The organism is Gordonia otitidis NBRC 100426 (assembly GCF_000248075.1).
GTDB classification, from domain to species: domain Bacteria; phylum Actinomycetota; class Actinomycetes; order Mycobacteriales; family Mycobacteriaceae; genus Gordonia; species Gordonia otitidis.
This window is the reverse complement of record NZ_BAFB01000105.1, coordinates 34,757-59,159: the sequence shown is the minus strand read 5'-3', so window position 1 is coordinate 59,159 and position 24,403 is coordinate 34,757. Positions and strand designations below refer to the sequence as shown.

The window sequence follows — 24,403 nt, the reverse complement described above, 5'->3', positions numbered from 1 at the left end:
GACATCGTCGATGCAATTCCCGAAGCACAACTTCGCACGATCGCCCGATCAGGGCACCTGAGCACGTGGGAGAAACCCCAGTCCGTCGGCGAACAACTGAATCAATGGTTGACCACTCATCTCACCCCAGAACCCCAGGAGAACTCATGCCCCGCATCCTAAAATCTGCGCTGCCGGCCGAGTCGGTACGCACCCGGCGCAACGACGTCATCACCCGCGTGGCGTCCATCCTCGACGACATCCGCGACCGCGGTGACGTCGCCGTACGTGAATGGTCGACCACCTTCGACAAATGGACGCCCGAGAGTTTCCGGCTCGACGCGGCACAGATCAATGACATCGTGGCGTCGCTCCCGGCCCAGGTGATCGAGGACATCGAGTTCGTCCAACACCAAGTGCGGGTCTTCGCTGAGCACCAACGCGCATCGATGTCCGATTTCGAGATCGAAACGCTGCCCGGCGTACACCTGGGACAGAAGCACATTCCCGTAGGACGCGTGGGAGCCTACGTCCCGGGGGGGCGCTACCCCCTCACCGCGTCGGCCCACATGACGATCGTCACCGCCAAGGTGGCCGGGGTGCCAAGCGTCGCGGCATGCACTCCACCCATTCGCGGTGAGGTTCCTGCAGCAACGGTCGCGGCCATGCACCTCGCGGGAGCTGACGAGATCTACCTTCTCGGCGGTGTGCAGGCGATCGGAGCACTCGCACTCGGCACCGACACCATCGCCAAGGCGGACATGCTCGCGGGACCTGGCAATGCCTATGTCGCCGAGGCGAAACGGCAACTCTTCGGGCAGGTCGGTATCGATCTCTTCGCCGGCCCGACGGAGATCCTCGTCATTGCGGACGAATCTGCGGACCCATTCGTCGTGGCTGTCGACCTGCTCTCGCAAGCAGAGCACGGCCCGGACTCGCCGGCGATACTCATCTCGACGTCCGCCGAACTCGCCACTCGCGTGATCGACCACATCGAACGCCTACTCCCGGAGATGCCGACCAAGGACTTCGCTGAACCCGCGTGGCATGACCACGGCGAAGTGATTGTTGTCGACGATATCGACGCCGCGTATGCACTAGCGGACTCGTACGCGAGCGAGCATGTCGAGGTGCTCACCGAGAATCCGCGCGAAGCGCTGGAGAAGATGCGCAACTACGGTGGGCTGTTCCTGGGCGAGGGAACGTGTGTTTCATACGGAGACAAAGTGATCGGCACAAACCACGTGTTACCGACCAGAGGTTCCGCGCGCTACACAGGCGGGCTCTGGGTTGGCAAGTACCTCAAGACCGTCACCTACTCCGAAGTGCTCGACACGACGTCGAGTGCGAAGCTTGGGGAGGTCTGCGGCCGCGCCGCTCGCGTGGAATTGTTCGAAGGCCACGCACGATCAGGCGACGTACGTGCCGCCAAGTACGGCGATGCACAACTTTCCTGGTCCGATGCATTGACGGCAGTTGCTCAGTGAGTGCGCTCAGGGGACGCACAGCGCTGGTATCGGGAGGTGGTAGCGGACTGGGGGCGGCCATCACCCGAGAACTGGTCGACAACGGCGTTCGAGTCGTGGTGGTGGGACGCACGCGAGAAACTCTCGACGCTCTCGTCGCGGAGTACCCCCAACAGGTACACGCTGCGGTGTGCGATGTGTCAGACCCCGAATCGGTCGCAGAACTGCGCCGCGATCTAGCAGCCGAGGACGTGTCCATCCTCATCAACAACGCCGGGATTGCCGGGCCCGTCGCCGATCTCGTCGACGTGGACCCTTCTGCCTGGGACGAAGTCTTCGCGGTTAATGTTCGCGGAACGTATCTGATGTGTCGGCAGTTCCTCCCCGCGATGGTTCGCCGAAAGGCAGGTGACGTGGTCAATATCGCATCGGTCTCCGGCAAACGGCCGCTGCCGGGACGCACTCCCTACTGTGCGTCTAAGATGGCCGTTCTCGGGCTAACGGCCACTCTGAGCACCGAGGTCGGGCCATCGGGGGTCAGTGTGAACAGCCTGTCGCCTGGACCGATCGACAGTGCACGCATGCATCGAAATTTCACACTCGAGGCCGAGCGCACCGGCTCCACTTACGCTGAAGCAGAAGCAATTTTCGTGTCGCGGTCCGCCCTGAAACGCATGGTCACCGAACAAGAGGTAGCGGGCGCGGTGGTGGCAATCCTGTCGATGTCGGGCATGTGTGGCGCGGATGTCGACCTATCCGCAGGGATGGTGGCACGATGAGGGACGGCTCGAACCTCAAGCAGCGCTTGCAGGACGGCGACAAGCTACTCGGAGTACTCGTTCGCATGCCCAGCGAAGAGCTCGTCGAGATGGCAGCGGTGGCGGGCATGGACTATGTACTCATCGATTGCGAGCACGGTCCAGCAGACCAGCTCGCACTGCGTGCCCATGTGACGGCCGCCGAAGCTCAGGGAATCGGAACCATAATCAGGGTGGGCCAAGGAGAACCCGCCATGGTCCAGCGCGCGCTCGACCTAGGCGTCGAGGGAATTGTCATGCCGCACATCGACACAGTCTCCGATGCGCGTGAATTCGTGCGACAGACCCACTATCCACCATTCGGCGAGCGCGGATTCGCGACGTACGGGCGCACCGGACGATTCGGACAGAGGTCTCAGGAAGAGCACCTGGCCAGCGCTCTGGACACAGTGTTGACGATTGCCATGATTGAATCGACTCAAGCGTGTGAAAACGCGCACGACATCCTGGCTGTCGATGGGGTCGACGGCGTGCTGTGCGGACCGGCCGACCTCGCCGCATCCTCCGGCTATGTCGATTCGAGCGACGACCGCGTGAAAACGGCCATTGCACAAGCCCATTCGGCGATAGGCCCTGACAAGTTGCGCATGGATATCGTCGGTGACAGCGACAGGGTGCGCGAATCGTTTGAGGCCGGGGCGTCGATGGTAGTTGTCAACCTCACCCACAGCATCATGCATATGCTCCAAGCTCTTCGACGCAGTAAGCGCTGATGGCGCGTCCCGCGTGAACCGGTCCGGTTGGTTCCAGGGTCCTGATTGCCCTGGTGAAGGCGTGAAGAGACGACGAAGGCACCCGGTTGTCGCTGCGCAACATCGTGGACCGCTCGATCCCCCGGAGTAGCTGATCGAAGAGTTGAAGAAGGTCTTCGTGATCTGGGGTGGCCCGCCGATGGTGTTGCGCATCGACAACGGGCCTGAGTTCATCAGCGACGCCGACGCCTTGCAGGAATCTCGCGGCGATGAGCAGACCTCCCGCGGGCGCAAGTCCCGCCATCAGGCTGGTCAGCCCAAGATCACAACCCGACGGCGACAATCGTTCTCGCGCAGCGTAAATCGGAAAGGCGACCTACGAGGGCAAGAGCGCGGCGAAGGCGATCTCGTAGGACTCTTGCATCCACTGAGCTTGACTCGAATCGATGCCCAGATCGTCGATGATCGACGGCGTGATCACGTTGACGATGGTGGCGTAGACCCCGATGAGCGCCACACACAACGCGATAGCGATGAGGCCGAGCCAGCGACGGGTGTTGCCGGAGAGCGTGACATCAACCTTCCGTTGGAAAACCGTTCTATGATCGACCAGGTTTTTCGACCCACTCGGCGAGCGAATCCAGGAGCGCTGGCGAGCTATTCCGCAGCCAACCTGGACCGATTCACGACGATGCTGGCGACGGTCCAGAAGGTGATGCAGGCGATTCATCGGCTGGTTGACGATACGGATGTCCCGCCTCCACAAGCCCCGCACCATAGGCCGCCGTATGCGGCCGTGTAGACAACGCTGACCGCCCACGACGCCAGTTGGCCACCCAGGGAACCTCACCACGTATTCGCACCTGAACGTCGATGGCTCCGAGAACATCCGATCTAGGCATGGATTATCTGAGATACGACGGAATAGACCTGGAGCATCTGATCTAGACCTGGATCTCACACCTCCTCCCTTGACCCGCGTCGAGCCGCGGTTTATTGTCGAACATACAAACTTGTTCGTCATACAAACACGGAGTCAGGGTGCCACCTCGTTCGCCGTCGCCTCGTGCGACGCAGCGCGCAACACGTACCGCCGGTAAGCAGACCCGCCTCGCGCTGATGCGCGCCGCTGACGAGGTCTTCCGCGAGCAGGGCGAGACCGCATCGGTCGCGCAGATCTGCGAGCGGGCGGGGACATTCCCCAACCAGGTCACCTATTACTTCGGCTCCAAGGAGCAACTCTTCGTCGAGGTCGCGTGCGCTGCGGTTCTACGCGCCGGACGCCATGCAGAGGAAGCAGCCGAAACCACCGAAACCGTGCGTGAGTACGCACAGACACTGGTGACCACGCTGCTCGGGCCGGAACTGCGCGGCGTCGAGATGTTCACCACCGCAATGCTCTTGGTGTCACGCCGAGACGATCTGCGTGAGCTCATCACCACAACGCTTCATACCCTGCACGAACGCGGGGAGGAAGCCCTGATGCAGAAGCTCGTGCGCACCGGTTGGCAACTGCGTGCCTCGATCGACGTCGAGGCCAAGGCGTTCTGGTCGGCGATCTTCGGACTCGCCGTCCAGAAGTCGGCCACCGACGACTCACTGGGGCCGTCACTGACCGACTCCGTCACGGTGATCTTCGCGAACCTCGGCATCCCCGACAGCGTGCTCGACGCCAGTCTCCCCACCACAGACACGTCGTGACCGGTCCGACCACCCCGCACACACCACAACGAAGAGGTCACTCGTGGACATACTCGCCGCATTCGACAGTGCAGCAACCAAATTCCCGACCAAGGACGTGCTCATCACAGGTGAAGGAGATTCATTCACCTACGCCGAGCTCGTGGATCAGAGCCGCCGCGCGGCGACTGTTTTCGCCGGTCACGGGCTGACCTCAGGCGATCGCATCGCCCTCATGTGCTACAACACAACGGGTTTCGTCATCGCCATGCTCGGCGCGTGGCGTGTGGGTGCAACGATCGTCCCGATCAATCACAAGCTGGCCCCACCGGAGGTCGCCCACATCATTGCTCATTCGGGATCGTCGCTCCTGGTGGTCGACGGCTCATTGCACGCAGGAACAGAAGGCATCGATGTCGCCGTCATGACCACCGACACCTCGGTGCCCGACGTCCCGCACCTCGAGGACGCGTTGGCGTCGGCCGCTCCCCTGCCCGCCGCGGAGCAAGCGCAGCTGACCGACGACACGGTCGCCGAGATCCTGTACACCTCGGGCACCACCGGACTTCCGAAGGGCTGTGTGCACACGCACCGCACGGTGACGCTCACCGCGATGACCGCCGTGATCGGCTTGTCGATGACGCGCGATGAACGACTCCTGATGAGCGTGCCCATCTGGCACGCATCGCCGCTGAACAACTGGCTTCTCGGCACCCTGTACGTGGGTGGAACCGTCGTGCTGCAGCGTGAGTATCATCCTGTCGAGTTCCTCAAGACTGCTGCTGCACAACGGATCACACTGTGCTTCGGGCCGCCGGTCATCTACACGACCGCACTCAACTCGGTACCCGACTTCGCCGACTACGATCTGTCCTCTGCGCGCGCGTGGCTGTATGGCGGCGGCCCGATCGGCCCCGAGGTCGCACAGCGACTCGCCGCCGGATACCGCAGCGACAACTTCTTCCAGGTGTACGGCATGACCGAGACCGGCCCGGTCGGCTCGGTTCTCTACCCCGACGAACAGGTGAGCAAAGCGGGCTCGATCGGACGAGTCGGCCTCCCAGGCGTCGACGTGCGAGTCGTCACCGCAAACGGCGGACAGGCACGTGCTGACCAGGTCGGCGAGATATGGATTCGCAGCGCGACCACCATGATCGGTTACCTCGACGACCCGGAGGCCACCCGAGCCGCGATCGATGCCGACGGCTGGTACCACACCGGCGACCTCGCGCGCGTCGACGACGACGGCTACCTCTTCATCGTCGACCGCACCAAGGACATGATCATCACCGGTGGCGAGAACGTGTACTCCAAGGAGGTGGAGGACGCGCTGACCGCCCACCCCGCCATCGCCGAAGCGGCAGTCGTCGGACGTCCGCACCCGGAGTGGGGCCAGACCGTGATCGCGCACATCGTCCGCATCGACGGTGCGGACGATGTGCCCGAGGATCTCACGACGTTCTTGGCCGGTCGTCTCGCCCGCTACAAGATCCCGCGCGAATTCCATGTCGCACAGTCGCTTCCGCGCACGCCGACCGGGAAGATCCAGAAGCACCTGATCAACACACCCGAACTGTCGACCACGGCCTGAACGCACACAGCCCCACCTCATCTGAGAAAGGCACCAATCATGACCTCCACAACCCCCACCACACATCCGCAACCGCACCTGACACACACCGTGTTCAACCAGTCCGCCCCGCGCACCGACGTCAACGAGTACGAGCTGAACACCGTGCTCGTCGAGGCCGTCAACCGTCATGACGCCGGCTGGGCCACAGACGAACTCCGCGAGGTCGGCGCGCTGGTGGGTACCGAGCAGTTCCAACACGACGCCACGCTCGCCAACACGATCACTCCGGAACTGCACACCTTCGACCGCTGGGGCAACCGGATCGACGAGGTCGAGTACCACCCCAGCTACCACCGCATCATCTCTGCGGCGGTCGAACACGGCGCGCACACGCGCTGCTGGGCCGATCCTCAGCCGGGGTCACACGTGGCCCGCGCAGCGATCTTCATGCTGTTCGGACAGATCGAACCGGGACACGCCTGCCCGGTGTCGATGACACACGCCGTGATCCCGTCGTTGGAACTGCAGCCGGACGTGGCCGCACAGTGGGTGCCGAAAGCGTTGTCGCGCAGCTACTCCCCCGACCTTTCCGCTGACAAGTCGTCGGCCATCTTCGGCATGTCGATGACGGAGAAGCAGGGTGGCTCCGACGTTCGCGCCAATACCACCGTCGCCCGACCCGTCGGTGCAGGCGGCCCCGGCGCCGAGTACCTCCTCACCGGACACAAGTGGTTCTGCTCGGCCCCCATGTCCGACGCTTTCCTCGTGCTCGCCCAAGCTGAAGGTGCTGGCGGCGAGGGACTCTCATGCTTTCTGCTGCCACGCATCCTGCCCGACGGTACGCGCAATTCGTTCCGCATCCAGCGCCTCAAGAACAAGCTCGGCAACAAATCCAACGCGTCGAGTGAGATCGAACTCGACGGCACCGTCGCACTGATGGTCGGCGAGCCGGGCCGCGGGGTGCGGACGATCATCGAGATGGTGGCACAGACGCGACTCGACTGCGTGCTCGGCAGCACGGCGGGCATGCGCCAGTCGGTTGCCGAAGCAGTGTGGCATGCCCGCCACCGCGCGGCATTCGGCGCCACACTGGCCGATCAGCCCGCCATGAACGCCGTCCTCGCCGACCTCGCCCTCGAGTCCGAAGCCGCGACGGTGACGGCGATCCGTCTGGCCCGCGCCCATGATGAGGACGCGACCGATCAGGAGCGGGCCTTCCGCCGCCTGGCCACCGCGGTCGCCAAGTACTGGATCTGCAAACGCGGCCCCCACCACTCCTACGAGGCGCTGGAGTGCCTCGGCGGAAACGGTTACACCGAGGACTTCCCGCTGGCGATGCGCTACCGCGAGCAACCGGTCATGGCGGTGTGGGAGGGCTCGGGCAACGTCATCGCGCTCGATGTCCTGCGCGCGATGACGCGCGAGCCTGAATCGCTCGCCGCGTTCGATGCCGAGATCAACCTCGCACGTGGTGCCGATCCGGTTCTCGACGCCCACCTCGACCGCGTGCGCACCGAACTCGGCGAGTTGGTCGGACTCGATCCCTCCGCCGCACAACGCCGCGCACGCCGCGTCGTCGAATCCATGGCACTTGCTCTCGAAGCATCACTGCTGGTTCGCTTCTCGCCGACGCCGGTGTCCGAGGCATTCATCGCTGCACGACTCGGCGCTGACCGTGGAGCGGAGTACGGAACGCTACCCGTGGGCGCAGACCTCACTGCGATTCTGCAGCGGCACTGACCCCGACGGCGTCGAGGATGCGGTTGCGCATCCTCGGCGCCGTGTTCGGCAACCACATCGCCATGACAGGGGTCATCGGCGGGTTGTCGAACGAAATGACGCGAATCTGGTCGTCGTAGAGCCAGCCCGGCTGGTTGGTCACGAACGCGACAGCCTGCGGATGGGCGATCACCGAGGTGTGCGGCGGTGTGCCGCGCAGGTTCGAGACGATGATCTCGGGTTCGAACCCTGCGCGTCGGCAGTACGACACGATCATGTTCGTGTAGTCGGGTTCGAGCTCGGAGATGACGATCTGACAGGATGCGACATCCTTCATCGCACACGTCTCATGTGCGGCGAGCGGGTGGCGCGCGTTGACCGCAAGACGCAGTTCGTGACTGGTCGCGATGGCGCCGGCGAGGTCGGGCGGAGCCTCCACCGTGCGGGCGAGTGCGAGATCGATGCTGCCGGCGAGGAGCTCCTCGCGGATGAACTCCGCGGCGACCGGGCGCACCGTGATCGGCATCGACGCGTCCTGTTGGACCGCGCCCTCTATGACCTGGAACACTTCCGACGGCGCGAGACCCTGTGTGTACCCGATCACATACGGATCGGGATTCTGGGCGTCGACCATCCGCACCTCCGACGCGAGGTGCGTGCCGCCTGCGAGCAGCGGAACCGAACCCTCGTACAGTGCCGTCCCGGCTGCCGTCGGCGTCAGTGATCGGCGCGACCGGGAGAACAGCTGCACACCCAGCTGCCGCTCGAGGTCCTTGATCGCCGATGACAGCGCCTGCTGCGAGATGAACAGACGCTCGGCGGCGACGCGCAGTGATGGCGCCTCGATCACTTCGACGAACATTCTGAGACGCCGAAGGTCCAGGTCACGCTCCGATGAACTGGTCATAGCCCCTATTATCAATCAGAAGTTGACAATTATCCGGATATTCTCGATGGATGGTTGTGCAAAACGTGATTACAGTGTGCTCAGCGGTACGAACTTGGAGTCAGCGCCTTCCATTCTCGAAGACGTCAGCTGTGCTCGATCCCGGTCCGCATGTCGCAGCACAGAGGGGGCGCTGCGACATGCGGACCGGTACCGTTTTCTCTTGGTCCCAGAGGTTGCTGGTCGTCCCAGAAGTCTCTCGTGATCACAGAAGCACTCCCGGGTTGAGCAACCCCTGCGGGTCCAGAGCGGCCTTGATCGTTGCAGTCAGCTCCATGACGTCGGCTCCCAGCTGATCAGGCAGCCACGCCTTTTTCAACCGTCCGACGCCATGCTCGCCGGTGATGGTCCCGCCCAGACCGATGGCCAGATCCATCACCTGGCCGAAGGCCGCCTGGGCGCGGCGACTCTCATCGACGTCCGACGGATCGAACACGATAAGCGGGTGGGTGTTGCCGTCACCGGCGTGCGCGATCACCGAGATCATCACCTCGTTCTCCGTGGCGATGGCCGCCACCCCGTCGATCAGATCGGGTAGTGCAGGCAGCGGCACACCGACGTCTTCGAGCAACAACGACCCGAGCCTCCCCACGGCCGGAATCGCCGCCCTCCGCGCAGCGGTGAACGCCTCACCCTCTGCGGGGTCGGAGGTCGCGAACACCTCGGTGGCGCCGTTGTCGGAGAACGCCTTCTCGATCAACTCCACCTCGGCGACGCCCGCGGGACCCGGGGCGTCTGACTGTGCGACCAGCAGCGCGCCCGCCTGTCGGTCGAGTCCCATCTTGAGCATGTCCTCGACGGCGTTGATCGACACCGAATCCATGAATTCGAGCATCGCCGGTCGGATCTGCGCGGTGATCGCGAGCACAGCCTCGCTCGCGTCGTGCACCGAGGCGAAAGAGCCGACGACCGTGCACGCCGAGGCCTGCGGTGGGAGCAGTCTCAACGTGACCTCCGTGATGATGCCCAGCAGACCCTCACTGCCGACGAACAGCTTCGTCAGCGGCAGCCCTGCCGAATCCTTCAACTGCTTGCCGCCGACCCTGATCGCGCGGCCATCGGCGAGCACCACCTCGAGCCCGAGTACGTAGTCGGTGGTGACGCCGTACTTCACGCAACACAGACCGCCGGCGTTGGTGGCCACGTTGCCGCCGATCGAACAGATCTCGAACGACGACGGATCGGGCGGATACCAGAGGCCGTGAGCTGCCGCAGCCGCCTTGACCTCTGAGTTCAGCAGCCCCGGTTGTGAGACGGCCGTGCGGGTCGCGGTGTCGATCGCCAGATTCCGCATCTTCTCGGTGGAGAGCATCAAAGCTCCGTCGACCGCGGTCGACCCTCCCGACAAACTGGTCCCGGCACCACGGGTGATCAGCGGAATCCCGTGCCGTCCGCACCACCGCACCACCTCCTGGACCTCAGCTGTCGCAGTGGGCCTCACCAGCGAAATCGGCGTTCCCGCGTCCGGGTCGTTGGCGCGATCCCGGCGATAGCCTGCGAGGATGTCCGGATCTGTCACGACCATCTGATCGCCGAGCGTGGCGATCAGTTCATCGAGTGGTGCGCTGCTCATGAAGTCCAAGCCTAGGCTCAGGGAGTGTCACCGTTGCCCGACTTCGAGGACTGAGGAATCCGCAGATCGTCGACGACGCGACGCGAGGCCGCTCTCCCGTGGACCATTTCACTCGCACGACATCGCGCGGATACCCTGACGTGGTGTACGAGCCGGGAAGTGACGTAGCCGGTTACACCATCGACGCGCTGGTGGGTAGCGGTAGCAGTGCCGACGTGTACCGCGTCCACCGCGGCGACGACCGGCGGTCCGAGGCGCTGAAGGTGCTGCACTCCGACGAGACCGGCAACACACGGGCTGCCGAACGCTTCGAGCGCGAGTTCACCATCGCGTCGCTGCTCGATCACCCGAACATCGTCACCATGTACACGCGTGGAGAGATCCCGCCCGACTCGCAGGCGATCCGCCGGGCACAGGCACTCGGTCTGCCCGCGGATCGGGTTCCGCCGACCCTGTGGATCGCCATGCAATATGTCGACGGCCCTGCGGCGACGGCACTGATCCCGTCGCCCACGACCGAACCCGAGGTGCCGACCATCGTCAGTGTGGCGCAACAGAGTGCCGCTGCGATCGATTTCGCTCACAGTCGCGAGGTGCTCCATCGCGACGTGAAGCCCGCCAACATCCTGCTGACGTCGACCCGAGCCGATACCGATGCACTGCTCTCCGACTTCGGTATCGCGCAACTCATCGACGACAATCGCCCCCTTGCTCGCAACGGCCGGGTACAGGGGTCCATCGCCTACGCCTCGCCTGAGCTGCTCACGGCAAGACAACTCTCGCCCGCAACCGACGAATACGCCTTCGCCTGCACGCTGACCGAATTGCTCACCGGTGCACCTCCTTTCCCGCGTGCGACGGCATTCGCCATCACCAACGCACACCTGCGCGACGATCCGCCGCTGCTGACCCGTCGTCGACCGTGGCTCCCCTCGGCGCTCAACTCGGTGTTCGCCAAGGCTCTGGCGAAGGATCCCGCCGACCGTTACTCGACATGCGCCGAATTCGCCGACATCGTCGCCCGCAATCTGCGCGATGTCCCGGTTCCGCAACCGACCACTCCGCGACGGCCCTGGCGCAGGTTCTGATATCGGCGGCTCGGCACTCACCCAGGTGAATGTGACCCCCACCACACCGTATGCGGGTGTTAATTCGGACATCCGACCGCCGGTCAGGTTATGCGACAACGCAATTGGCCCCGCAGACAGCCATGTCAACGCCCGGCGGGACAAAGAATCTTTAACATTCGGCGTCATGTTGCCGTATCCCGAAGCACTTATCGTGGCTCGACGTCCACAGTTCTTTACGCGCACGGGGAGCCATGACAGCCGAACCATCGACGCAGTACGACAACTCAGCACTCGCTCACGAGGAGGAGGGCTACCAGAAGGCCCTCAAACCGCGTCAGATCCAGATGATCGCGATCGGCGGGGCGATCGGTACCGGCCTGTTCATGGGTGCGGGCAGTCGCCTCCACGACGCAGGCCCCGGGCTGTTCATCACCTATGCCGTGTGCGGCGTGTTCGTCTTCTTCATCCTCCGCGCGCTCGGCGAACTCGTCCTACACCGACCGTCGTCTGGCTCGTTCGTCTCCTACGCGCGTGAATTCTTCGGCGAGAAGACAGCATTCGTCACCGGTTGGCTCTATTTCTTCAACTGGGCCGCCACCGCGATCGTCGACGTCACCGCGGTCGCTCTCTACGTGCACTACTGGGGAATGTTCGGTGCGATCCCGCAATGGCTGATCGCTCTCATCGCGCTGTGCATCGTCCTGACCATGAACATCATCTCCGTGAAGTTGTTCGGCGAGATGGAGTTCTGGGCTTCGATCATCAAGGTCACCGCACTCGTGACCTTCCTCGTCGTAGGCATCGTGTTCCTCGCCGGACGCTTCGACATCCAGGGAACGTCGACCGGATTCAGCGTCATCTCCGACAACGGTGGATTGTTCCCGACGGGTCTGTTCTCACTGGTGATCGTGACGTCGGGCGTCATCTTCGCTTATGCCGCAGTCGAATTGGTCGGCACAGCTGCCGGCGAGACCGCCGAGCCGGCGAAAGTGATGCCGCGCGCCATCAACTCGGTGATCCTGCGCATCGCTGTGTTCTACGTGGGATCGCTGATCGTCCTCGCTCTCCTGTTGCCCTACACCACCTACAAGGCAGACGAGAGTCCGTTTGTCACCTTCTTCTCGAAGATCGGCGTCCCCGCCGCAGGCGGGATCATGAACCTCGTCGTGCTCACCGCGGCGATGTCGAGCCTCAACGCCGGCCTGTACTCGACCGGTCGCACGCTGCGCTCCATGGCACTGAATGGAACAGCACCGTCGTTCACCGGCAAGATGAACCGAAACGGAGTGCCATTCGGCGGGATCGCGCTGACAGGTGCGCTGACGTTCCTCGGCGTCATCCTCAACCTCTTCGTGCCGTCCGAGGCGTTCAACATCGCACTCGACCTGTCCGCGCTCGGCATCATCTCCACGTGGGGGATGATCGTCGCCTGTCAGATCCAGCTCTACAGGTGGGAGAAGAAGGGCATTCTCACCCGCCCGGCGTTCCGGCTGCCGGGAACCCCGTACACCAGTTACGCGACGCTGCTCTTCCTGGCCGCGGTGGTCGTGCTGATGTGTTACGACAACTACTGGAATCTCATCGCGATCATCGTCGGCATACCCCTGCTCATCGCCGGGTGGTACGGCTGTCGCTCCAAGGTGCTCGCCATCGCGGCACAGCGTCAGGGTTACACCGGTGAGTATCCGGTGATGCCGCAGCCTCCGGTTCCCGAAGGCCCGGAGGACGAGCGGGACTGACCTGCGACGTCCGACGCCTGACGTCGACGACGATTCGCTACGTCGACAATCCGCTACGACGACGATCCGCTACGCCGACGGGTCGTCGTCGATGCTGTACACACGAAGAGCGTTGTCGCGGAACACTCTTCGCGTCAGGTCGTCCCCCCAGGTCGCGAGGACGTCTGCGAGCGCACCGACGAGCATGCCCATCGTCGCGTTGGGGCGGTCCAACGGGTAGTTCGAGCCGAACACGAGCCGCTCCGACCCGAAATGACTGACCATGTGTCCGACGAGCGGTCCGATCATCTGCGCGAGTGTCTCTCTGCTGCCGATGTTGCCGCGCGTGTCGTGTCCGTAGCCGAGAGCCGGCAAGGCCAGGCCGGACAGCTTCATCACGACGTTGGGTTGGGCGGCAAGGCTCACCACACGCTCACGCCACAGCCTCATGTTCGGGCCGATGGGTGCGCGGACCGGGAACACCGCAGCCGCGCGGGCGGACGCGCCCACCGGAGCACCGATATGGTCGACCACGATCGTCGCCTGCGGATACTCACGCGCCAGACTGATCACGTCGTAGAGCTGGTGCGAGTAGACGAACACCTCGAGGACGAGCCCTCGACGCACTGCCTCCCCGTAGCCTCGAAGTGCAGCCGCAGAGGCCACAAGACCTTCGACGGGGGTCGAGTCACGAATGCGTGGATCGGGGTGGCGTGCCGCCAGTACCCGCACAGCGCGCACGAGGGGCGTGATGTCGAGTTGGGCGTCGAGTTGGGTTGCGAAGTTCGGCGAGCGGGGATCGCCGTGCACGATGAGCCCCCCGAGCCTCGGGGCTCCGTTGCGACCGAAGGGAAGCGAGATCGCGTAGCGGGTCTCCGAGAGTTCCTCGTCCTCGACGTCGGGAATCGCGTCGATATCACCGGCATAGGCGCGCCAGTGCGAGTCGGCGAGGATCACGGTGTCGATCCGGGCACCGGCCACGGCGGGCACGTCACTGATGTCTTTGACGTACTGTTCGGTCTCGTATGCTCGGGCGATGACCGACGGTGTCAACACGTACTCACGGTCGGACTGGGACACCAGCAGGGTGAACGCGCGATCGCCGAGCCTCGGCGTGAGTCGTCGCACCCGCGCGAGGCCCTTTGCCCGCCAGGGAGTCTGACGCGGATTCCACTGGAGCATGTGCGCGTCTACGATTCCCGGGACCACGTTTTCCAGGGAGCCCACATATTCAGCGTCCCATATCGCGTCTGCTTTCGGATCGAATAGACGGTTCACATATGCGGATTCTTTTCGAACGACGCACCGCTCGCCTGCTCCTCGAACACCAGAAGCGGGCGAGAGGGCACAATGGAGGGCTGTCGACGGCGCTGCATGAACGGAGGTGAGGATGGGCGGGCACTCTCGGCACGTGCTGCACCACGTGCGCCGGGTGATGGGTCGCGACCCCGACATGTTCACGCGCGGCGTCTTCACACGCCTGTTCGCCCTCGACCCGGACCTGCGCGATCTGTTCCCCGCTCACATGACACACCTGCGCGAGGCGTTCTTCGGAGTCATCGACCATACGCTCGAAGTCATCCCCGCTGATGACGGCCACACTGAACTGGTCGAGATACTCGCCCAACTCGGACGCGATCACCGCAAGTTCGGTGTGCTGCCCGCGCACTATCCCTTGATGTGCAGAGCACTGATCGGAGAATTCCGTGAGCTGCTCGACGGATACTGGGACGACGAGACCGAGCAGACGGTCACCCAGGCGATGATGTTGACGACCGGCGTCATGCGGGGCGCCGCGGAGATGGCATCCGGACCGCCCACCTGGACTGCGCGCGTCGTCGAAAAATATCGGATCACGCGCGACCTGGCCGTCGTGCGACTCATCGGCGACGGTCCGTTGCGGTTTTCCGTCGGACAGTTCCTCGAAGTGGCGATTCCGCAATGGCCACACGAATGGCGACATCTGTCACCTGCCATTCCGCCCAACCCAGACGGCGAGATCGAATTCCACGTGCGCGCCATTCCGGGTGGTGTGGTCAGCTCTGCCATTGTCTCGACCACCCGCGTCGGCGATGTCTGGACGTTGGCCCAGAATCACGGAACTCTGCACATCGCACCCGGCCGCGAGGTTCTCATGGTCGCCGGCGGTACCGGACTCGCGCCATTGCGCGCTCTGCTCATCGAGATGTCGAAGCGGGCCGACTCACCGTCGACCCACATCTTCTACGGCATGCGCTATCCCGGCGAACTCTACGATCTCGCCGTGCTCCAGCGCATAGCGTCGACGAATCCGTGGTTGCGCATCACCGCCGTGTCCCAGGAGACCACCGACCCGTGGTGGTTGAACTCGATCGCGTCGCCAGAAGAGCTCGGGGTCGACCATCGTATCGGAATGCTTCCCGAAGTTGTTGCAGCAGAGCGGGATTGGAGCGACCATCAGGCTCTCGTCGTCGGATCCCCACAGATGGTGACCGCGACTCGTCGCAGACTGATCATCGCCGGTATCCGTGCGAGCATGATCCAATCCGACCCCGTGTACTGAGACGAGTGGACCTCTCAGCCACCGGTCCCCTCTCCACCCTGGCCGCCCTCGCCACCACCGGACTGTTCGGTGACAGTGACTGTGGCGGTGACGGTCGCGGTGTCGGTGACCGTCTGCGTCTCGGTCTGCGTTGCCGCCGGAGCCTCCGTCGTTCTGGTGACGGTCGGCGGGGTGACGGTCGTGGTGCGAACCTCACGCCGCGTCTCGGTTTCGGTTTCGGTGACCGCATCGTCCTGCCGCGTGACGGTCGCGCGCTGCGGAGTATCGGTGACGGTCACCGTGCTCGCCGGCGAGTCCGATGTTGCGCTGTTGTCATCTCCGCTGGCGTGCAGGGCTGTCAGCCCGATCGCGCCGAGTAGGACGGCGACCCCGATGACCGCGCCCAGAGCCCACCATCGCAGTCCGGTTGCATCGCGCCGGGCTCGAATCGGGGCAGCTGTGTGACCGCCGGATACCGATTCGCTTGCGGGCATGACTGTCGTCGCCGCCGGCGTTGCCGCAGCACCCGCGGCAAGTGCCAATGCGGGCATCTCGGCAATGGACACGGGACGCGCGAGCGCATATTCGAGAGCGGGCGCAACACCGGGCAACTCTGCGCCCGCACCCACGCACACGACGGAGCTCAGTCGCGATCCGCCGTCGGCACTCAGGATCAGGCGGGCCAATTCGTCGGCACCCTGTGGGTCGGTGACGGGAATCCCCTGGGTCGTCGAGTTGTCACGCGTGTCGAGCAGCTGGCCGGTGGTATGGTCGACGAGCGCGACGCACACGCCGTCGGCGGGTTGGCCGGGACGGGCCAGGTTCACCACCGCAGTGGCGCCCGCGCCTCCCGGGGACCTCAGGGCGACCGCCACCATCGCCGTCGAGATGTCGTCGACGCTGGTGCTCTGGTACCAGGCGGGTGTCGACGGACCGGGGGTGAACGTCTGGGCGAGATAGTCGCGGGTGCTCGGCCGGGTACAGGAGACGACGAGGTGATCGACCTCGAACGGGACCGACTCGACCAACTCGGTGATCGCGGCGGCCGCTGATTCGGGAAGATGATCAGGCAGGTCGACGAGGTTGCTCGCAGCGATCTCGTCCCCACCTCCGGCGGAGCGGGTGACGACCGAGGCGATCTCGTCGCCGACGACCGACACGCCGAGGACCACTGGTCCGGTACCGGCGCGCGCTGCCGGCGGTGTCCCCGTCGCCTGTGTGCCCGTCGAGGGTGTGCCGGTCGACTGTGTCACCGTTCCCTCCCCACGTTGCTTCGAGGTGCCAGCCTAACGTGTGATCCCCGACGGCCAACGGGCCGTCGGGGATCACACGTCACTCTGAACGTCGTCTGTCCGGTGAAGGTCGCGTCGGCCGGCGTGGGTCAGTCTTTACGCTTGGCGCGTCGCGGTTGCCACACGACGAGAGCACTCGTGCGCGGCACCGGCACCAGCTCACCGCCGCGGCGGGCGGATTGCTCGACCTGATTCTGCAGTTCACCGACTCGCTGTTGCAGTGCGTCGACCTGATTGGTCAGGTCGATGATGCGTTTGATGCCGGCGAGGTTGACGCCCTCCTCCTGTGAGAGGCGTTGGATCTCTCTCAGGAGTTCGACGTCGCGGGTCGAGTACCGCCGACCACCTCCGGTCGTGCGTTGGGGTGTGACGAGCCCGAGACGGTCATAGGTGCGCAGAGTCTGCGCGTGCATCCCGGCCAGTTGGGCCGCCACCGAGATCATGAACGTTGCGCCCGAGTCCTCGAAGTCCCGATCGCTGTAGTCCCGATCGCTGAAATCTCGACTCGCCATGACTCATCGCCCCCATCCTGCACGGGGATCGAAGCCACTGGCCTTCTCGGCCTCGGCGTAGGACTTGAGTGCGTCGGTCGCGGCGTCGTCGAGCTTGCTCGGCACCTCGACCTTCACGGTGACCAAGAGGTCGCCCGCTCCGCCGGAACGCTTCGGTACACCTCGCCCACGGACGCGTAGTGTGCGTCCGTCAGTGGTGTTCGGCGGGATCTTGACTCCCACCGACCCCTCGAGCGTCGGCACGGAAACCGTTGCGCCGAGCACCAATTCGGAAAAGCTGACCGGAAGTTGCACCTTCAGGTCGTTACCGCTGCGGGTGAAGATCTTGTCGGCGGTCACGTGGACGACGACATAGAGGTCGCCCGACGGCGCGCCGCGTCGACCCGCTTCACCCTGGCCCGCCAGTCGAATACGCTGTCCGTCCTCGACGCCTGCCGGGATACGCACGTTGATGGTGCGCGCCCTGACCTTGACGCCTGAGCCGTCGCAGTCGGTGCACGGGTCATCGATGCGTGATCCCGTGCCCTGGCAATCCTGGCAGGGCTCACTGAAGCCGAACGCGCCCTGATTGCGACTCACCAACCCGGACCCGTTACAGGTCGGGCAGACTCGGGGACTGGTCCCGGGCTTTGCGCCGCTTCCGTGGCAGGTCGTGCAGGGTGCCGGGCTCGTCACGCGCAACGGTACGGTCGTGCCGACTGCTGCGTCCTTGAACGACAACGTGGTCTCGGTCTCGAGATCGTTGCCGCGGCGCGGCCGGGTGGCCGTCGAGGCGCGCTGGGACCCGCCGCGGTTGAACAAGCCGTCGAACAGGTCGCCGAAGCCACCGCTCGATTCGCCGCCGCCGCCGAACAGGTCGCCTAGGTCGCCGATGTTGAAGTCGGCGCCGTTGTTCGTCGAGTATCGGGTTCCCCCGCCGGGGAATCCTCCCGGAAAGCCGTTGCCGCCGCCGCGGAACTGACCGCCCGCGAACATGGCACGGGTCTCGTCGTACTCCTTGCGCTTGTCGGCATCGGAGAGCACGCTGTGGGCTTCGGACACCCGCTTGAAGCGTTCTTCGGCTTCCTTGTCGCCGGGGTTGGCGTCAGGGTGCAGCTCGCGAGCGAGCTTGCGGTAAGCCTTCTTGATCTCTTCAGCCGAAGCGTCAGAAGCAACGCCCAGGTCCTTGTAGAAGTCGTGTTCGAGCCATTCTCGTTGTGGAGCCACCAGACGTCACCTCCTTCGTGGTTGTGTGAAGTTGTCTGGTCTTGAATTGTGGAAAAGCTTGGATGTGTGGTGGAGCCGTGCAGCGCCGACGGCGCGCCGCGTCATTTCACGCGACGCGCCATCGGTGCATGTGCAGGTGTTTATTGTGCACCACTCTGATGATTCTGCGGTTCCGCTTGCTGCGCCGGCTCCGGGTCGGTGACCGTGACCATCGCCGTGCGGATCACCTTGTCGCCGAGACGGTATCCGCTGCGGTAGACGGCGCCGAGAACGGGTTCTGCTCCGCTGCCGTCGTTTTGGACGGCCTCGTGCAGTTCCGGGTCGAATACATCGCCCGGTGTGCCGAACTTGGTCAACCCCTCGGCGTCGAGCGTGGCGATCAGCTTGTCGGCCACGCCCTTGAGCGGTCCGCCCTCGAGATCGCCGTGCTCACGAGCACGGTCGAGGTCGTCGAGGACCGGCAACAGCTTGTCGATCAGGATCTGCTTGCCGTAGGCGACGCGTCCCTGCTTCTCTTCTTCGGTCCGCCGCTTGTAGTTGGCGAACTGCGCGCGCTCGCGCTGCAGGGCCGCGGTGAGCTCGGCCACCTCGGCCGAACCCGCGCTCGCCTCTTCCGAACTCGGTGCCTCACCGGCACCGCCGGGGCGCACCTCACCCGTTTCGGGATCGATGCGCCGCCGGTCGGTGACCGTGATCGGCTCGTCGACTTCGACGTCGACCGGGTCGAGCTCGGGCTCCTGTGAGGTCACTTGGTGTCCCCGGAGTTGGGCTCGTCCACGACCTCGGCGTCGACGACGTCGCTGTCGGAGTCAGCGGTGGCACCCTCAGCAGATGCGCCGTTCTGCGACTCCGCAGCCGATGCCGCGTAGATCGCCTGGCCCATCTCCTGGGACTCCGCCGACAGCTTCTCGATCGCGCTCTTGATCGCCGAGATGTCGGTGCCCTTCAGCGCCTCGTTGGCCTCGGAGATCGCAGCATTGACCTTGTCCTTGACCTCACCGGGAACCTTGTCCTCGTTGTCCTTGAGGAACTTCTCGGTGTGGTTGACCAGCGACTCGGCCTGGTTGCGGGTCTCGGCCTCCTCGCGACGCTTGCGGTCTTCCTCTGCGTGGGCCTCGGCGTCCTTGATCATCCGGTCGATCTCGTCCTTGCTCAGGCCCGAGCCCTCCTGAATGCGGATGGAGTTCTCCTTGCCGGTGCCCTTGTCCTTCGCGGTGACGTGCACGATGCCGTTGGCGTCGATGTCGAAGGTCACCTCGATCTGCGGGACACCCTGCGGCGCAGGGGCGATGCCACCGAGCTCGAAGGAGCCGAGCAGCTTGTTGTGCGACGCGATCTCGCGCTCACCCTGGTAGACCTGGATCTGCACCGACGGCTGGTTGTCCTCGGCCGTGGTGTAGGTCTCCGACCGCTTGGTCGGGATCGTGGTGTTGCGCTCGATCAGCTTGTGCATCACGCCGCCCTTGGTCTCGATACCGAGCGACAGCGGGGTGACGTCAAGCAGCAGAACGTCTTTCACCTCACCGCGGAGCACGCCGGCCTGCAGAGCAGCGCCGACCGCGACGACCTCGTCGGGGTTCACGCCCTTATTGGGCTCCTGGCCACCCGTGAGCTCCTTCACCAGATCGGTGACGGCGGGCATACGGGTCGAACCACCAACGAGCACAACGTGATCGATGTCGCCGACGGAAATGCCGGCGTCCTTGATGACCGCCTGGAACGGGGCGCGCGTGCGCTCGAGCAGATCCGAGGTGATCTTCTGGAACTCGCTGCGGCTCAACTGCTCGTCGAGGAACAGCGGGTTCTTGTCGGCGTCGACGGTGATGTAAGGCAGGTTGATCGAGGTGCTCTGCGAGGCAGACAGTTCGATCTTGGCCTTCTCGGCAGCCTCACGCAGACGCTGCATGGCCATCTTGTCCTTGGTCAGGTCGATGCCGGAGCTGCTCTTGAACTTCTCCACGAGCCAGTCGACGATGCGCTGATCCCAGTCATCACCACCGAGGTTGTTGTCGCCCGAGGTCGCACGGACCTCCACGACGCCGTCACCGATCTCGAGCAGCGAGACGTCGAAGGTACCGCCACCAAGGTCGAAGACCAGGATGGTCTGTTCCTTCTCGCCCTTGTCCAAGCCGTACGCCAGAGCGGCGGCGGTGGGCTCGTTGACGATACGCAGAACGTTGAGGCCTGCGATCTGTCCGGCCTCCTTGGTGGCCTGACGCTGCGAGTCGTTGAAGTATGCGGGCACGGTGATGACCGCGTCGGAGACGTCTTCACCCAGGTAGGACTCGGCGTCGCGCTTCAGCTTCATGAGCGTGCGGGCGCTGATCTCCTGCGGGGTGTACTTCTTGTCGTCGATCTCGACATTCCAGTCGGTGTCGCCCATGTGGCGCTTGACCGAGCGGATGGTGCGGTCGACGTTGGTGACGGCCTGGTTCTTGGCAGGCTGCCCGACGAGTACCTCACCGTTGCGCGCGAACGCCACGACCGACGGAGTGGTCCGTGAGCCTTCGGCGTTGGCGATGACAGTCGGTTCGCCGCCCTCGAGCACGGACACCACGGAGTTGGTGGTGCCGAGGTCGATTCCAACAGCACGAGACATCTGTTATTTCCTCCTAGTTTGTGGGTGTGCACCCAAGTTCTTGTCCCCGGGTCGAGCTCGCGGCACGACCTGGGGGTTGGTCGTTGCAAACCTGCGCCTGGAACGTGTGAGACTTCAGTGCGTCCGACTCATGTCCTACTGGTTGAGTCCTACCGCGTCAAGTCTACTTGAGTCTGCCAGACTCAGGTTTCTCGATAGGTGCAACTACACCGGGTGGAGGGTTGTTCCCGATTCGGAGAAAAAAGTTGAGCGAAGTTCGCGCAAGTCTGCGCGCCTCGGCCCGCCGGCGTTCCTACGGAGCCGGCGGGAGGCCGTCGCCGGGGATGCCTTCAGCGGGGTGAACTTCGAAGGTGAACACGCCGGCCTGCACGGCCGGGTCGTCGTTCATGATCGCGGTGACAGCGTCGACGTCGCGGTCGAAGACGGCGATCCCGCTGATCTCGGAATCGTCGCGCACCGGGAGCACCACGGCGATTTCGCCGGCCTTCCGTAGCGCGAAGGTGCGTCGTCCGTGTTCTTTCACCAGGTCCGCCGACTCCGGCGTGCCGTGCTTGGGTCCGGCCTTGAGGATCGCCACGGTGTAGGGCTGCGCGTATTCGATGATGGTCTGCATCTCGGCGTCGGTGATCTCTGGCAACTCGGTCATCTCGGCTCCTTCTCGTCGGTCGACGGACACGAGGCGGCACCGGCACACCTCGGTGCCAGCCTATTCCGCCACACGGCTGAACATGCGTCGCACGACCGTCACGAGTGTGCGCATTGTCTCCCGCCCCGACTTGGACGACGAGGAGCTAAGCGGACTACAGTCCTCTTAGCGATCTACCAACGAAAGGCCCTGCCATGTCACATTCCGATTCACGCTCCGCAGCCCTCGACGCCGGTCTGCTGACCTTGCGCGTCGCAGTCGGTGCAACTCTGTTCGCACACGGTGCGCAGAAGCTGCTCGGCTGGTTCGGCGGCACCGGCATTGAGGGGACGGCAGCAGGCATGGAGCACATGGGCTTCGAGCCCGCCAAGACCTCGGCCGTCGCCGCAGGCGTCAGTGAAGCTGCAGGCGGACTCGTCGCGCTCGGCGCGGGAACGCGCGTCGCTGCCGCGGCCGGCGCTGCGGCCATGCTCGCAGCCACCGACGTCCACCGCCCCAGCGGATTCTTCGCGCAGGAAGGCGGTTTCGAGTTTCCCGCGGTCCTCGGTCTCGCATCCGCGGCACTCGCACTGACCGGACCCGGCCGCTACTCCGTCGACGCCGTCATCAAGCACCCGCTCTCTCGCGACGGCGTGGGTGTCGCCGCACTCATCGCGTCTGCGGCAGGTGCGGCGGGTGTGCTCACGCGTCGCAAGAAGGCTCTGGCGTCGAAGACCGCCTGAGTCGAGCCGTTCGGTCCGGGTGCAGCCCTAGCGCGTGACGCTAGGCAACCTGGACGACGCGGCTGTGCCATCCCGTGGCTCCGTCGGGGATCGGGGCCACCCGCTGGTCGGTTTGCGTCCGACCCTCGGCGTCGGTCGCCCGGCAGTACAGCGTGTGCTGTCCGGGCGTCGCCTGCCAGGTCCAACTCCACTGGCGCCACGTGTCGGTGGAGTACTCGGTCGCGAGAGTCGCGGTGTTCCATTCACCGTCGTCGACCCGGACCTCCACTCTCCTGACACCCCTGTGCTGCGCCCAGGCCGTACCCGCCACGACAACCGGCCCGACCGGATTGGTCGACAATGGCGCCGGCCTGTCGATGCGCGAGGCCGTCTTGATGGGCGCCTTGACGCCCCAGCCGCGTTTGGCCCAATACGATTGCGCGCGGTCGAATCTCGTTATCTCCCAGTCGACCACCCACTTGCACGCGGAGACGAAGCCGTACAGCCCGGGTATCACCTGCCGCACGGGATAACCGTGTTCGAGCGGTAGCGGAGCGCCGTTCATGCCGACGGCGAGCATGGCGTCGCGCCCATCGGTGATCGCATCGAGGGGTGTTCCCGACGTCCAGCCGTCGACGCTCGTCGAGAGCAACATGTCGGCGTCGACGTGCGGCCGCACCATCGCGAGGATGTCGCTCATCGGAAATCCGATCCAGCGGGCATTGCTTGCCAAATTGCCGCCCACCTCATTGGAGACGCAGGTCAGGGTGATGATCCGCTCCTGTGCCGACATCGCCATGAGATCGTTCCAGTCGAGTGTGATCTCGCGGTCGACCATCCCGTGAATTCTGAGTCTCCAGTCTGTGGTGGAGAGCTGCGGCACCTGAAGGGCGGTGTCGATGCGATAGAAGTCTGCATTGTCGGTGAGAAACGGGGTCGCACCCTTCGCCTCGACGCCCGGTGGCACGGCCCGCGCACTCGACGCGGGTCTGGGTAGCACGAGGCGTGCCCGCTCCGCGATCACTCCACCGGCCTCGGCCAGACGTCGCGCGACCACCAGCGACACCGCGGACGCTCCGGCCACCACGGCCGCGGTGACGAGAAATGTTCGCCGTGACCAGCCGGAATCGTCTGATTCACAACCCTTCTCATCGGCGGTGTGCGATCGCCTCTCAACGCGGTTCGTCCCCTGCGCCCCGCGGCAGAGGATGACGAGCAGGACAACCGCCACGACGCCCGCAACGATCGAGGGGATGACATAGCTGACGGTCGCAGTGGGCCGAGTCGCCGCGGCGACGACCCCGAATATCGCGACGAGAACGACGATCATTGCACCCGCAGGGGGCCGCACCACCTGCAGAATCCCCGCCAGGACCGACAGGACCGCGACCGCGAGACCGACGCCGATCATCAACGCCACTTTGTCGTTCGTACCGAATGTGTCTATCGCCCATTCGCGGGCAGCTGCGGGCGAATGATCCACCAGGAATGCCGACACCGCTTGAAATGGTGATGCCAAGCGCGACAGCGGAATAGCGACCAATTCACCGGCCGCCAGGCCACCGATGACCGCAAGTGGGCCGGAAACCACGGCACGAAGCCAGGTTTCGGATCGTTGTCGCATGACGGCACTCCTCATCCGAAGTCGAGCGTGTCGTGCGTCGACTTCTGCAGGGACTTCGTACGAGGTAT

At 64.5% G+C, this 24,403-nt stretch carries 21 protein-coding genes; 10 read left to right on the top strand and 11 right to left on the bottom strand.

Annotated elements, in window-relative coordinates; translation table 11 throughout:
- Window positions 1-146: 146 nt before the first annotated feature.
- The 3 genes from hisD to GOOTI_RS10810 are packed head-to-tail and all read left to right on the top strand — an operon-like array spanning window position 147 to window position 2,976.
- Window positions 147-1,466, top strand: coding sequence for a histidinol dehydrogenase (gene hisD / locus GOOTI_RS10820; RefSeq protein WP_007238624.1), 1,320 nt, complete (start codon window positions 147-149; stop codon window positions 1,464-1,466).
- Entirely contained in the window at window positions 1,463-2,224 is a 762-nt protein-coding gene (locus GOOTI_RS10815) for an SDR family NAD(P)-dependent oxidoreductase (RefSeq protein WP_007238623.1), read from the top strand. The genes hisD and GOOTI_RS10815 overlap by 4 nt, the downstream gene beginning before the upstream one ends.
- A complete protein-coding gene (locus GOOTI_RS10810) occupies window positions 2,221-2,976 on the top strand; it encodes an HpcH/HpaI aldolase family protein (RefSeq protein ID WP_007238622.1) in 756 nt (251 codons plus the stop codon). The genes GOOTI_RS10815 and GOOTI_RS10810 overlap by 4 nt, the downstream gene beginning before the upstream one ends.
- A gap of 355 nt (window positions 2,977-3,331) precedes the next feature.
- On the opposite strand, the gene GOOTI_RS10805 is transcribed toward GOOTI_RS10810, so the two are convergent.
- A complete protein-coding gene (locus GOOTI_RS10805) occupies window positions 3,332-3,685 on the bottom strand; it encodes an MFS transporter (protein WP_138985255.1) in 354 nt (117 codons plus the stop codon).
- Window positions 3,686-4,074: 389 nt separating this feature from the next.
- Between GOOTI_RS10805 and GOOTI_RS10800 the strand changes: the two genes are divergently transcribed.
- The 3 genes from GOOTI_RS10800 to GOOTI_RS10790 are packed head-to-tail and all read left to right on the top strand — an operon-like array spanning window position 4,075 to window position 7,948.
- Complete coding sequence (locus tag GOOTI_RS10800; RefSeq protein WP_051997942.1) at window positions 4,075-4,656, top strand: TetR/AcrR family transcriptional regulator; 582 nt, start codon at window positions 4,075-4,077, stop codon at window positions 4,654-4,656.
- A gap of 43 nt (window positions 4,657-4,699) precedes the next feature.
- The gene (locus tag GOOTI_RS10795; protein WP_007238619.1) at window positions 4,700-6,226 is read left to right on the top strand and encodes a class I adenylate-forming enzyme family protein; all 1,527 of its coding nucleotides are present in this window, start codon (window positions 4,700-4,702) and stop codon (window positions 6,224-6,226) included.
- Between the two features lie 39 nt (window positions 6,227-6,265).
- On the top strand, window positions 6,266-7,948 hold the full coding sequence (locus GOOTI_RS10790) for an acyl-CoA dehydrogenase family protein (protein ID WP_007238618.1): 1,683 nt from the start codon (window positions 6,266-6,268) through the stop codon (window positions 7,946-7,948).
- Here the strand turns inward: GOOTI_RS10790 and GOOTI_RS10785 are convergent.
- Window positions 7,923-8,834 (bottom strand): LysR family transcriptional regulator, encoded by a 912-nt coding sequence (locus GOOTI_RS10785; protein WP_039993923.1) that lies wholly within the window; start codon window positions 8,832-8,834, stop codon window positions 7,923-7,925. The two genes, GOOTI_RS10790 and GOOTI_RS10785, sit on opposite strands and share 26 nt — an antisense overlap.
- A 244-nt stretch (window positions 8,835-9,078) precedes the next feature.
- Window positions 9,079-10,446: an FAD-binding oxidoreductase gene (locus tag GOOTI_RS10780; protein WP_007238616.1), complete on the bottom strand. Its 1,368-nt coding sequence runs from the start codon at window positions 10,444-10,446 to the stop codon at window positions 9,079-9,081.
- 143 nt (window positions 10,447-10,589) lie between these two features.
- Here GOOTI_RS10780 and GOOTI_RS10775 point away from each other — a divergent pair, with 143 nt between their 5' ends.
- Window positions 10,590-11,534, top strand: coding sequence for a serine/threonine-protein kinase (locus GOOTI_RS10775; protein WP_039993931.1), 945 nt, complete (start codon window positions 10,590-10,592; stop codon window positions 11,532-11,534).
- 233 nt (window positions 11,535-11,767) lie between these two features.
- Window positions 11,768-13,255 carry an amino acid permease gene (locus GOOTI_RS10770; RefSeq protein WP_007238614.1) on the top strand — a complete coding sequence of 496 codons (1,488 nt, stop codon included), beginning with the start codon at window positions 11,768-11,770 and terminating at the stop codon, window positions 13,253-13,255.
- Window positions 13,256-13,324: 69 nt separating this feature from the next.
- Here GOOTI_RS10770 and GOOTI_RS10765 read toward each other — a convergent pair whose 3' ends face one another.
- Window positions 13,325-14,461 (bottom strand): amidohydrolase family protein, encoded by a 1,137-nt coding sequence (locus GOOTI_RS10765; RefSeq protein WP_039993921.1) that lies wholly within the window; start codon window positions 14,459-14,461, stop codon window positions 13,325-13,327.
- A 163-nt stretch (window positions 14,462-14,624) separates the two neighbouring features.
- Here GOOTI_RS10765 and GOOTI_RS10760 point away from each other — a divergent pair, with 163 nt between their 5' ends.
- Window positions 14,625-15,776 carry an FAD-binding oxidoreductase gene (locus tag GOOTI_RS10760; RefSeq protein WP_007238612.1) on the top strand — a complete coding sequence of 384 codons (1,152 nt, stop codon included), beginning with the start codon at window positions 14,625-14,627 and terminating at the stop codon, window positions 15,774-15,776.
- Window positions 15,777-15,790: 14 nt separating this feature from the next.
- Here GOOTI_RS10760 and GOOTI_RS10755 read toward each other — a convergent pair whose 3' ends face one another.
- The 6 genes from GOOTI_RS10755 to GOOTI_RS10730 form a co-directional block, all read right to left on the bottom strand.
- Window positions 15,791-17,008 (bottom strand): DUF7159 family protein, encoded by a 1,218-nt coding sequence (locus GOOTI_RS10755; protein WP_007238611.1) that lies wholly within the window; start codon window positions 17,006-17,008, stop codon window positions 15,791-15,793.
- A gap of 128 nt (window positions 17,009-17,136) precedes the next feature.
- Window positions 17,137-17,559 carry a heat shock protein transcriptional repressor HspR gene (locus tag GOOTI_RS10750; RefSeq protein ID WP_007238610.1) on the bottom strand — a complete coding sequence of 141 codons (423 nt, stop codon included), beginning with the start codon at window positions 17,557-17,559 and terminating at the stop codon, window positions 17,137-17,139.
- Window positions 17,560-17,562: 3 nt separating this feature from the next.
- Window positions 17,563-18,765 carry a molecular chaperone DnaJ gene (gene dnaJ / locus GOOTI_RS10745; protein WP_007238609.1) on the bottom strand — a complete coding sequence of 401 codons (1,203 nt, stop codon included), beginning with the start codon at window positions 18,763-18,765 and terminating at the stop codon, window positions 17,563-17,565.
- A 140-nt stretch (window positions 18,766-18,905) separates the two neighbouring features.
- Window positions 18,906-19,514, bottom strand: a complete 609-nt coding sequence (gene grpE, locus GOOTI_RS10740; protein WP_007238608.1) for a nucleotide exchange factor GrpE — start codon at window positions 19,512-19,514, stop codon at window positions 18,906-18,908.
- Window positions 19,511-21,364 carry a molecular chaperone DnaK gene (gene dnaK / locus GOOTI_RS10735; RefSeq protein WP_007238607.1) on the bottom strand — a complete coding sequence of 618 codons (1,854 nt, stop codon included), beginning with the start codon at window positions 21,362-21,364 and terminating at the stop codon, window positions 19,511-19,513. The genes grpE and dnaK overlap by 4 nt, the downstream gene beginning before the upstream one ends.
- A 292-nt stretch (window positions 21,365-21,656) precedes the next feature.
- Window positions 21,657-22,010: a YciI family protein gene (locus tag GOOTI_RS10730; protein WP_007238606.1), complete on the bottom strand. Its 354-nt coding sequence runs from the start codon at window positions 22,008-22,010 to the stop codon at window positions 21,657-21,659.
- Between the two features lie 194 nt (window positions 22,011-22,204).
- On the opposite strand from GOOTI_RS10730, the gene GOOTI_RS10725 reads away from it, so the two are divergent.
- Window positions 22,205-22,732 (top strand): DoxX family protein, encoded by a 528-nt coding sequence (locus GOOTI_RS10725; protein ID WP_007238605.1) that lies wholly within the window; start codon window positions 22,205-22,207, stop codon window positions 22,730-22,732.
- 40 nt (window positions 22,733-22,772) lie between these two features.
- Here GOOTI_RS10725 and GOOTI_RS10720 read toward each other — a convergent pair whose 3' ends face one another.
- Complete coding sequence (locus GOOTI_RS10720) at window positions 22,773-24,335, bottom strand: molybdopterin-dependent oxidoreductase (RefSeq protein ID WP_007238604.1); 1,563 nt, start codon at window positions 24,333-24,335, stop codon at window positions 22,773-22,775.
- Window positions 24,336-24,403 lie beyond the last annotated feature (68 nt).

What these genes read in the sequence shown, in the direction of transcription:
- hisD (WP_007238624.1), top strand. Translation starts at nt 147, where the DNA reads ATGCCCCGCATCCTAAAATCTGCGCTGCCGGCCGAGTCGGTACGCACC.
- GOOTI_RS10810 (WP_007238622.1), top strand. Translation starts at nt 2,221, where the DNA reads ATGAGGGACGGCTCGAACCTCAAGCAGCGCTTGCAGGACGGCGACAAG.
- GOOTI_RS10805 (WP_138985255.1), bottom strand. Translation starts at nt 3,685, where the DNA reads ATGAATCGCCTGCATCACCTTCTGGACCGTCGCCAGCATCGTCGTGAA.
- GOOTI_RS10800 (WP_051997942.1), top strand. Translation starts at nt 4,075, where the DNA reads ATGCGCGCCGCTGACGAGGTCTTCCGCGAGCAGGGCGAGACCGCATCG.
- GOOTI_RS10790 (WP_007238618.1), top strand. Translation starts at nt 6,266, where the DNA reads ATGACCTCCACAACCCCCACCACACATCCGCAACCGCACCTGACACAC.
- GOOTI_RS10785 (WP_039993923.1), bottom strand. Translation starts at nt 8,834, where the DNA reads ATGACCAGTTCATCGGAGCGTGACCTGGACCTTCGGCGTCTCAGAATG.
- GOOTI_RS10780 (WP_007238616.1), bottom strand. Translation starts at nt 10,446, where the DNA reads ATGAGCAGCGCACCACTCGATGAACTGATCGCCACGCTCGGCGATCAG.
- GOOTI_RS10770 (WP_007238614.1), top strand. Translation starts at nt 11,768, where the DNA reads ATGACAGCCGAACCATCGACGCAGTACGACAACTCAGCACTCGCTCAC.
- GOOTI_RS10760 (WP_007238612.1), top strand. Translation starts at nt 14,625, where the DNA reads ATGGGCGGGCACTCTCGGCACGTGCTGCACCACGTGCGCCGGGTGATG.
- GOOTI_RS10750 (WP_007238610.1), bottom strand. Translation starts at nt 17,559, where the DNA reads ATGGCGAGTCGAGATTTCAGCGATCGGGACTACAGCGATCGGGACTTC.
- dnaK (WP_007238607.1), bottom strand. Translation starts at nt 21,364, where the DNA reads ATGTCTCGTGCTGTTGGAATCGACCTCGGCACCACCAACTCCGTGGTG.
- GOOTI_RS10730 (WP_007238606.1), bottom strand. Translation starts at nt 22,010, where the DNA reads ATGACCGAGTTGCCAGAGATCACCGACGCCGAGATGCAGACCATCATC.
- GOOTI_RS10725 (WP_007238605.1), top strand. Translation starts at nt 22,205, where the DNA reads ATGTCACATTCCGATTCACGCTCCGCAGCCCTCGACGCCGGTCTGCTG.
- GOOTI_RS10720 (WP_007238604.1), bottom strand. Translation starts at nt 24,335, where the DNA reads ATGCGACAACGATCCGAAACCTGGCTTCGTGCCGTGGTTTCCGGCCCA.